General features: G+C 39.9%; 8 protein-coding genes and 1 pseudogene. 2 read left to right on the top strand and 7 right to left on the bottom strand.

Annotation, left to right across the window (positions count from 1 at the left end):
• Positions 1-206: 206 nt before the first annotated feature.
• The gene (locus FY557_RS19700; protein WP_185151782.1) at positions 207-536 is read left to right on the top strand and encodes a hypothetical protein; all 330 of its coding nucleotides are present in this window, start codon (positions 207-209) and stop codon (positions 534-536) included.
• On the opposite strand, the gene FY557_RS19695 is transcribed toward FY557_RS19700, so the two are convergent.
• Entirely contained in the window at positions 522-2,105 is a 1,584-nt protein-coding gene (locus tag FY557_RS19695; protein ID WP_149248933.1) for a Na+/H+ antiporter, read from the bottom strand. The genes FY557_RS19700 and FY557_RS19695 overlap by 15 nt on opposite strands.
• Positions 2,106-2,552: 447 nt before the next feature.
• Between FY557_RS19695 and FY557_RS19690 the strand changes: the two genes are divergently transcribed.
• Positions 2,553-2,972 carry a hypothetical protein gene (locus tag FY557_RS19690; protein ID WP_149248932.1) on the top strand — a complete coding sequence of 140 codons (420 nt, stop codon included), beginning with the start codon at positions 2,553-2,555 and terminating at the stop codon, positions 2,970-2,972.
• Positions 2,973-3,038: 66 nt separating this feature from the next.
• Here the strand turns inward: FY557_RS19690 and FY557_RS19685 are convergent, their stop codons facing one another.
• From FY557_RS19685 to FY557_RS20235, 6 genes and pseudogenes are all read right to left on the bottom strand, one after another.
• Positions 3,039-4,763 (bottom strand): DUF4041 domain-containing protein, encoded by a 1,725-nt coding sequence (locus FY557_RS19685; protein ID WP_149248931.1) that lies wholly within the window; start codon positions 4,761-4,763, stop codon positions 3,039-3,041.
• A 185-nt stretch (positions 4,764-4,948) separates the two neighbouring features.
• A complete protein-coding gene (locus tag FY557_RS19680; RefSeq protein ID WP_149248930.1) occupies positions 4,949-5,374 on the bottom strand; it encodes a hypothetical protein in 426 nt (141 codons plus the stop codon).
• A 3-nt stretch (positions 5,375-5,377) separates the two neighbouring features.
• Entirely contained in the window at positions 5,378-6,091 is a 714-nt protein-coding gene (locus FY557_RS19675) for a glycohydrolase toxin TNT-related protein (protein WP_149248929.1), read from the bottom strand.
• A 116-nt stretch (positions 6,092-6,207) separates the two neighbouring features.
• Complete coding sequence (locus FY557_RS19670) at positions 6,208-7,008, bottom strand: HAD family hydrolase (RefSeq protein WP_149248928.1); 801 nt, start codon at positions 7,006-7,008, stop codon at positions 6,208-6,210.
• Between the two features lie 1,065 nt (positions 7,009-8,073).
• Positions 8,074-8,535, bottom strand: a complete 462-nt coding sequence (locus tag FY557_RS19665) for an Lrp/AsnC family transcriptional regulator (RefSeq protein ID WP_149248927.1) — start codon at positions 8,533-8,535, stop codon at positions 8,074-8,076.
• A 748-nt stretch (positions 8,536-9,283) separates the two neighbouring features.
• Positions 9,284-9,638: pseudogene (locus tag FY557_RS20235) on the bottom strand (cytochrome-c peroxidase); the annotation flags it as partial.

The raw sequence follows: 9,638 nt of genomic DNA, 5'->3' as shown, positions 1-9,638 counted from the left end.
GATTTTTTGGTGAGATATTTGAACTGGAAAATTTACTTTTAATCACACCACCACTTAAATAGATTATATGTCAACGCACTTTATTTCCCCGAAGGAGAGCCTTCTTAGGTTTCTGAAAAGGTCCTTGCCGATTCCCGTCAATGGATTCTGAATTCCATCACCAGTGTCTTGACTTTACTAAAAATTCATTAAAACCTTTTACGATCATGATTTTTGAAGATGAACATTCTGTTTTACAGGATAGCCACAACGTTTCGTTTGTGAAAAATGCAGTAAACTTCCACGGGGACAAATCTTTTATTCTGAATTCACTACAGAAAATAAAAAACAATACTTTATGCCGGATTAAAAGAAAAATGATCAATAAGCTGATTAGAGAATATACCCGGCATCTCAATTATATTGAAAATACAGACCTCGACTCCAAACCGGAAAATTACGAGCTTTCGCCTGTATATGCCAGACAGTCTTATAATAAAGTGGTTAAGGAAAATGAATATCTGGAAAAAGTATTGGTTCTGCTAATGAACCAGTAATATCCTTTCTTCCTCCAGATCAATTTTCATCAGGTGCTTTCTGATCAGATCTTCATCAAAATGCTGATTATGATCATGGTTCTGCTCAATGAGCCAATCCCTTTGCCTACTGAGGAGGTCCAGATAAGCCTGTTTAATTTCGGAGGATAAATTCAGGTCCGGTTCCTTCTCAAGTTTCCCCCGCCATTTTTCGTTAATCTGCTGTAGAAAGATGCTTTTTTCCAGCAGCTCGCGGTAATTTCTATCCAGATAATCAACAGTAAGCTTCGCCATTTCCCGGCGGATCATTTCTTCTGCATCATCTTCAGGGAGATGATCATCGTACACCGGCATATTTACTTTCCTGATGATCAATGGCAAAGTAAGTCCCTGAACCAATAAGGTTGTAAGAATCACGATAAAGGTGATAAACAGGATCAGATTCCTCTGGGGAAATTCAGGACCGTTATGTGACAACTTTACGGGGATAGACAGTGCAGCTGCCAGCGAAACCACTCCTCTCATTCCGGTCCAGCCAAGAATGGCAGGCACCTTAAATCCCGGATGTCTCGAATCGGCTACCTTAATAAAATTCCGGGCGATAAGCGTAATGAAAACCGCGCCATATGCAGCCATAATCCGGACCACTACCAAAACAAGCGTTATCAACAAACCATATCCGATAGCGGCATAGACACTTACCCCTTCCAGCCCTGAAATAATTTCCGGAAGATCAAGCCCGATCAGGATAAATACCAGTCCGTTTAATATAAAAACCAGACTTTCCCAGACACTGATTCCGCGAAGTCTTGATGAAGTACTTAGAAAACTGTGCCTGTGGTTAGACAGCAGCAGCCCCCCACTTACTACCGCCAGAACACCGGAACTGTGAGTTTCTTCTGCTGCAATATACATTATGTATGGGGCAACAAGCGTAAGCACGGTATCCATATTGGCATCAGTCGGAAGAATTTTGTGGCCTTTCATAAAAAGCCAGCCAATCAGGAGGCCGGTTCCGATTCCGCCAACAAGCATCCAGGAAAAGCTCAATACTGCTTCGTGCCAGACAAACTGCCCGGTAGCAACCGCGATCATGGCAAAACGGAAAATAATAAGGGAAGAAGCGTCATTCAGAAGACTTTCCCCTTCCAGGATCGACGACATTCTTTTCGGGACTTTTACGAATTTTAAAATAGCTCCGGCACTTACTGCATCCGGCGGAGAAACAATGCCGCCCAGCAGAAAGCCCAGGGCCAGTGAAAATCCGGGAATGAAATGGTTGGCTACAAAAGCCACAATGGTCGCGGTAAGAAGTACCACAACAAAAGCAAAGCTTCCGATGATCCGCCGCCATTTCCAAAGCTCCTTCCATGAAATCGTCCATGCCGCTTCATAAAGTAAAGGCGGAAGGAAAATAATAAAGATTAGTTCCGGATCAATTTTAACCATCGGGATGTCCGGAATAAAGCTTATCAGCAGTCCGGCCATGACGAGGAGAACAGGATAGGCAACCCTGATTTTATTTGCAACAATAATCAGCAGGACGATAGCAATAACCAGAGATAAATAGAATGGAAAATTTTCGAGCATTCTCATTAATGTTTTTCACTTTAAATATACATAAAATAGGAAGTATTCCCTGCATCATCCAAAACTCTACTGCTTTTAACCTTATAATATGTTTTCAGATTTTTGGATTCACAGTATTTACATAAAAGAAAAAGCCAGAAATTTTTATGCCGTATTTACCGTTTGCTTTTTATCATGAACAAGAAAATAAATCACTGAAAATAGATTAAACAACCTTTCGACCACTGTTCAATATACCATAGACATACCACAAGTTTAACTTTCTGAAAATAGATTTATTTGTTCTTATAACGGTCAGCTTCCCTATTCATAAGGGTTTAACCATAGTCTTATGTAAAAACGGACGCCGGAGGCAAATGTTATTCCAGACATAAGGCATGGTATTTGCAACTATAAATAATACAATACATCGCTTACAATAAAATAACTTAACACACACAAAATAGTATGAACGTTGCAGATCTAAAAATCAAAAATTTAGTGGAATATAAAAATCAGATTTATAACATTACTGAAATATTCCAGAATAATGAAGGAAATGATTATTTTGTTAAAATTGAAAATGACATCCACAGTTTTTCTGTTCCGGCAAGATCAATCAAACCGATTCAGATTACTGAAGAATGGCTTGAAAAATTCGGCTTTTCAAGAACATACAGTTCCGAACAGCGGATCAGATACGAAAGACCCGAAACTTTCATTAAGTACGACATCGACCTGAGTTCAAAAAAGATCGTAGACGGATTAAAGATCTACGGAAATTCGATCAGATGCAAGTACATTCATGAATTTCAGAACATTTTTTCATGTCTGTTCGGTAAGGAACCCGCTTCTATGACTTACGGATTAGTAGGCACCGAATCTTAATAATAATATATTTTTCAAGAAAAACCACAGCTTCAAAAGCCGTGGTTTTTTGTTTTTAACAGGTTCTTATTCTTCAGCCAGGACTTCCTCAAAGCTCACAGGATCTGCTTCTTCCTGATATTGCTCCCATTCCTGTTCAAGCTGTTTATTGGTTTTCATTTCTTCTTCCAGCTTCAGCGTTTCGCGGTACTGCTTCGCCTCAGCGGCCAATGTCCATTTGCAGGCAATGCCGGCACTATCGAGATGATTTTTAATTTCATTGAGGCCTAATCTGAAAAATTCTTTTCTCGGGTTAACCTTATTCAACTGGTTCTTCAGAAATTTTTTGTGAAGCTGCCTTTCCAGTGCCGGAGCATCTTCTGAATAGATCATGGCATGAACATCAAATTCAAAAGGCACGCTCGCATCGCCCAGCTCCCGGACACGGTCCATGGGTTCCAGTCTTCTGGTCATTCCGATTTTATAAATATCTTCACCGAACGAACCGATGTTTGAAATAACATACACGTTTCCGGATTTGGTTTGCTGGGCCATCGAAATCGCCCGCTGGTTCTTTTCTTCGGCAACGGTAAGCCTTCCCTGTAACTGTTCAAGCTGTTGCTGGAAGATCAGCCTTTGCTCTTCATTGGCTTTTGCTACCTGGGATTCAGCCTTTTCGATCAGTCTTTTTAACGTGAGTTCTTCTTTTTCAGCATCTTTAATAGCTTTTTCGTATTCTCTTCTGGATTTTTCTTCCTCCCGCATCTGTTCGCGGATCTGCCGTTGCTCTTCAAGTTCTTTTGCTTTCAGTTCCTGTGCAACCACTGCCCATTTCAGTTCCTCCAGACGGGCTTCGTGATAGACCTGCGAAATTCTGGCCTTCCTGAAAGCTTCCCCATTGAAATTCACGAGCTGGAATGCATCGTCTATTTTCTGTTTCAGAATCCCGTAATTGTCTTTTTTTACGGAATTCAGGATCGTTTCCACTTTCCCGTTGTAGGCATCAATCACAAAATCAACGGCAATATTTCTTCTGTATTCGTCCATGTATTCACAGATTCCGGCCTGACGGCTTGTAATCATCAACTTGTTGTTCTGGCGGAGCTTTTTAAGATTTTCGCCGGCTTCCTTATAGCTGAATTCTTCTGCCAGTTCGTCGAGCAAGGTGTAAGAAGGAATAATATATTCGTTCCCATAGCCTTCGATAACATTTTTCATGGCCCTGATCCGGTTGGCGATTTCATCAGCCTCCCGTAAACTTCTGTAAGCATCACCTCCAATGGACAGGGCTTTATCTTCCGCAGTATTGATAATCCTTTCGGATTCCCTTACTGCATTTTCATACAGCAGCTCCACTTCTCTGGTTCTTTTCTCCGCCAGCTCTTTGGCTACCCTTCTCGACTCTTTCGCCTGAAACTGTGCATTTTCCAGCTCCAGCTGTGCCCTTTCTTTTAATTTCAGACTTTCTTTCTCCGCCCTTTTCAAAAGATATTCGCATTCTACCTGAACATTGATAATATCCTGGTATTTACTTAAGGCATCGTTATGATTTCTAAGCTGAATATTCTTTTCATCCGTTGTGCGTTTACCGATCTGCAGATTGGATAATTCTGACCGCAATCGCTGAATTTTATCATTTAATGATCTCTTATCGGAAAGATGACTGGAGATTTCATTTTTCAGCTGGCTGATTTCCTGACTCAGAGCAGTAATCCGATTGCCTTTTTCTACCGATTCTTTTTTGGTTTTTCCCAGCATGATGAATGCATAGAGCATCAGAAGGAATAAAATAATGATTAATATAATTTCCATAGTATAAGTATTGGTCTGCAATAGTATTATTTTTCGCCGGCAGTTTTTTACGGCAATCCGTAATCCGGGTGCGGAATTAATTTTAATTAATTCTGTATTTGAATCTTATCTACAAAATAACCCATGCAGATTCAGCTAATTTTTATCTGCATTGGATGATTTTATAACGTTAAATTTATATTATTTTAAACAGGCGGAATGTAATTCCAGATTCCTGAAATTTTCAGCATTTCAAGTCCGGGCTGTTTTTCGCCATAGCCGAATATCCCGATGTATTTTGAAGCACAGGATCTACATTCGGTTCCGAAATATAACGTAGGCAGATCATTCACCGTCAACTTTCCCAGATAAAGTCTGTCTTGTGAAGTTTCTTCGGCCATTCCATTGTTTATCAGCTCGTTTTCGGACAGCACTTTCCCCTGATCATAAAGCGGTAAAACAGGAAAACCGGATTCATATGGCGTGAGCAGAATGGTATTTCCATTTCCGCATTGGCAACAGGTGAATGGTATTTCAGCCGACCGGCCGATCTCTTCATTGATGAAGAGGTCTTTTTCCAGTGCCGCTTTCTTGCCGACAGTAATTTTTTCTGAGATGGGATATAAATTCATACTTTATTTCTGGATAACCGTTCCTGCCAGGTGGTTGTACTTCCCGCTCGGACTTTTTACGATGATTACTTTAATGTATCCTTCCTGCGCCAGTTTATTCCATGTTTTCTGATAGCCGGTCATGGGATCAATGGGTATTTTCCACATCATCTGCGTTCCGCCGCCTGCCTGACCGAACCACGGAATCACATCCGCAAGCTGGCCCTGAAAGGAAAGCAGATTATTCAGAACATCGATTTCATAATAAAAATCATAGGATTTTTCGGGCATATTAAGTGCTCTCTGGCTGAATGTGTAGCGGTATCCATTCACGATCGGGCTGGTAAAGCTTCCTCCTAAGGTCGGAACACCGGTACCGCTGTAGCCGCCGACTGCTCCGCTGTAGCGGTCATACTTCTGTCCGGCAGCAAATGGAATATTATCAATGATATTATACCCGCCGTTGGCAGGAGGCCAGCCCCCGTTCAGGCTGTTGTTTTTAAATAAGGCTTCCAGGTTGCTCCAGTTTCCCTGTTTGTAAAGATTAAAAATCTCCTTCCGAAGCGGCTCGCTTACCTTACCGGTAGGATCGTAAGTTTTTGCAAGTGCATCAGGATTCTGGTAAAAAAGCGTCATGACAGGCGGAATCCCACCTTCAGAAATTTCATTGTCCGAAGAACATCCCACCGATAGAAAAGGGATGGCAAAAAGTAAAAGATGCTTCAATAATTTGTTCATGGTTAAAGTTTTTTTATGCCGTAAATTTAATGGAGATATTCCGTTCATACAATACGGAAAGCAAAAAAACCTTCAGATTCAAAAGCTGAAGGCAGAAATACAGATAAATTGTTTTATTAATTGATGTTTAGGTAGTCCTTAATGATTTTCAGCACGCCGAAATTATCATTGGAGCAGGCTTCAAAACTGGCCGCTTTTTTTACGGAAGGATGTGCATTTTTCATGGCGTAAGAATATTTTGAGTTTTCCAGCATCTGGATGTCATTCATATAATCTCCGAAAGCCATGGTCTGCTGAGGGGTGATATTTAATGCTTTCTGAAGTTTTTCGAGCGCAGCCCCTTTATTGATGTTCTTATTCATGATATCAAGCCAGTACTGTCCGGAAACCACGATATCCAGATCATACTTTTCAAACTCCTTCAGCTCCGGGTACACGTTCAGCTCAGATCCGCCGGAATGGTAGACGGCAATTTTGAAAATGCTGTCATTAATTTCTTCCGTCAGGTCTTCCCTAGGCTCACTATCTGCATAGAACTGTGAAATATAATCGATAAAATCCTGGTTATCGGTATCAAAGTACGCTTTTTTCTTACCTGAAAGAACAGCTGTTGCGCCGGGGATTGCACGGATCTTTTTAATAATCTCGGAAATATATTTGGGATTCAGCTGATCGGCAAAGAGCTCTTCATTTTTATAGATTACATAACCGCCGTTTTCTGCAATAAAGGCCATTTCGCTTTCCGTATCGCCAAAATATTTGGTGATCCCCATCATCTGTCTTCCGCTCGCAGGCACGAATAAGATGTTTCTTTTTTTAAGCTCCTTGTAGATTTTCGGAAATTCAGGGCTTACTTCGTGTAAAGAGTTGAGAAAAGTCCCGTCCATATCCGTAACGATCATCCTTATATCCTCCATAAAAATATTCTTCAGTAGTTCAATTTAAGACAAAGATATTGTATTAAATTTTAATTCGATTTAGCACTTCGCCTGATAATGCAAACAGCCTGCCTTTATTTTCAAAAAGTATTTTAAGAACATCCGGATAATTCCATCAATTCACTTCACTGTTTAATTAAGATTAACATACCCAGTACGGGTTGTGGAAAGTCTCCAGCTGATCTTATATTTTTCTGTTTTTTTTAAAAGTCAATACTCCGCCGCAAAAGGATATTTCCGGTCTCTGAAATGAAGTCGCGGATAACTTCAAATTGTTTGATCAATACCGATCAAGCATATCCTGATCCGGACAGACTCATTAAAAAGCAGGAAACTTAAAGATTCACCTTCTGAAATGAGACTGCTGGAAACAAAATACCGGTACTTTTATAATAAAAATCAGATACACAGCCTTATGAAGGCATCCGGGCAGCTGCAAAAAGCTTCCGGTAGTCATGGAAATAAATATTATACCACCATGGCTGATATTTATTTTGCACATACTTATTCCGTAAATAAGCTTTATGATACAGCAATCTTCCATCTGGATCATGCTTATGATATCTTGTGAAATAACCGGTCCGGGGCTAAAAATATAATTTAAGCAAAAGCAAACATTCTCAGCAGTTTGCCAATGTTTACCTCAAAATACTGTTCGAAAACTTCGGTAATAGATCAGGAGGAGAGCCGAACTGAAAGACAGCAGGGAAATCCTGCAGCTGCAATATGAGCAGATCATTCTGTCTGAATTCGGTTTAGGGAAAGATAATGGTATAACGACCTAGCCATACATCCAGATGAATACCCGGCGTAAGCTGGAAGACATTCCGGAAGATCAAAGAAAGATCATTGAAGGACAGTTTTACGACATCCCCGTCATTAATTCCTCTTTTTCTGAAGATCCTGCTATTTAGTATAAATTTAAGAATAGACAATTTATCTTTAGTTAACATGCTCCTGAATATGATATTGATAAGATACACCTTCCAGCAATTCTCTTCCATCCTATCAGCCTAACTTTTGATTCGGGTTTGGATTGCCCGTTCAAAACATTAATCCGTGGGTATTCTTTACCTGTGCCATGACAAAAGTACTGTGCGTGCTCCCGATAGAAGGTACGGCACCCAAAATGTTAAAAACAAAATTCTGGTATTGCTTCATATCACGTACATGAACTTTCAGCAGAAAATCAAAATCTCCGGAAATGCTGTAGCACTCTGCCACTTCTTCAATTTCCAGGATCTCACGCTCAAATTCTACCGCCAGGTAGCTGTCGTTACTCTTCAGCTTCAGCTGGCAATAGACGGTAAAACCTAGATTCAGCTTTTCGGCATCCAGGATGGCGGCGTATTTTTTTATGTACCCTTCCTGTTCAAGCCTTTTCACTCTTTCAAAAACGGGTGAAGGAGAGAGATTAACTTCTTTTGCCAGTTCTTTTACCGTTAATTTTGCGTCGTTCTGAAGCAGTCTCAGCAGCTGCATATCCTTACTGTCAAGGTGTTCCATAGAATATTATCCTTTTATAGGTGATCAATTACACAAATTTACAGAATATTATTCTTTTAAATTAATATTTTAAAGTTTAATTTACCAAAATTAAAGATATTCATCAACAGTATATTCTTTATATGTAATTTTACACAAAACAAAACGCCGGAATATGGTAGGTATTTTGGTTAAAGTATAAGGGAATATTTTATACCGAGATCACTCTGATTGGGGAGTGGTCTCACTTTTAAAATTTAATTATAATCCTATTAAGAATTTTCATTTTAAAGTACATCATCAAGTTATACTTAAATTAATCTTAGGGAGAGCAGCATTATTTAAAATAAGGCTGCTTTTTGTTTTTGGTGTCTATTGGTGAAATATAATCCATTCCCAGCAGCGGTACCATTAAAATTTTTATCTCTTTTTACATCCATATCATAGCAATTGCACTAACTAATTTTTTTCTCAACTTTTGTACTTGATCTGTAAATAAACCTCGTGGTTTTAAAGCCTATCAGGTTTGTCCGTCAATTTTCAGCTTTTCCGAGATTAGTGTGAATTAGATATTCTTTATTTTCAGTTAATTAAATAAGTGAAAATAAAAAATGATGAATCAGAATGTTAAATAGGGGCTTTCATAACAAAGTAATAAACCACACCATCTGATTACTGATTTCCAGTCAGTCAGATTAACAGGAAAACTTTCGGCATCCGGCTTCCCTTTTTAGCTTATTCCCTCATTTCTCTTTGGGTTCCCTTCAGATTATTTCGGCAGTTCAGGAAGTTTTACACTTTCAGGTTCTGAAGACAAGGTTCTTAAAAAAGCTTCCAGCTGGGAAATCTCTTCATCCGACAGTTCCAGCATCCTTACCATTCCCGATTTTTGCGACTGTAAAGCAATTCCTTCATAAACCGTTGTTCTTTTCTGGAAATGTTCAGGATTTCCCATGCTGTAAAAGCGGATTACTTCCGTTAAGGTTTTCATCGAGCCATTATGGAACCACGGTCCTGTCCGGGATACTTCACGCAGGCCGGGCACCCTGAATCTCCCTGCATCTTCCGGACTTTTCGTAACCAGATACCTTCCCAGGTCCTCTCCTTTTTCCCCCATCCGGGAG

The organism is Chryseobacterium sp. SN22 (genome assembly GCF_008329705.1).
Lineage (GTDB): Bacteria > Bacteroidota > Bacteroidia > Flavobacteriales > Weeksellaceae > Chryseobacterium.
The sequence above is the reverse complement of the archived record's forward strand: the minus strand, read 5'-3'. Positions and strand labels throughout refer to the sequence as shown.

Coding starts and splice junctions, on each gene's coding strand:
- FY557_RS19700 (WP_185151782.1), top strand. CDS start 207: ATGATTTTTGAAGATGAACATTCTGTTTTACAGGATAGCCACAACGTT.
- FY557_RS19695 (WP_149248933.1), bottom strand. CDS start 2,105: ATGCTCGAAAATTTTCCATTCTATTTATCTCTGGTTATTGCTATCGTC.
- FY557_RS19690 (WP_149248932.1), top strand. CDS start 2,553: ATGAACGTTGCAGATCTAAAAATCAAAAATTTAGTGGAATATAAAAAT.
- FY557_RS19685 (WP_149248931.1), bottom strand. CDS start 4,763: ATGGAAATTATATTAATCATTATTTTATTCCTTCTGATGCTCTATGCA.
- FY557_RS19680 (WP_149248930.1), bottom strand. CDS start 5,374: ATGAATTTATATCCCATCTCAGAAAAAATTACTGTCGGCAAGAAAGCG.
- FY557_RS19675 (WP_149248929.1), bottom strand. CDS start 6,091: ATGAACAAATTATTGAAGCATCTTTTACTTTTTGCCATCCCTTTTCTA.
- FY557_RS19670 (WP_149248928.1), bottom strand. CDS start 7,008: ATGGAGGATATAAGGATGATCGTTACGGATATGGACGGGACTTTTCTC.
- FY557_RS19665 (WP_149248927.1), bottom strand. CDS start 8,535: ATGGAACACCTTGACAGTAAGGATATGCAGCTGCTGAGACTGCTTCAG.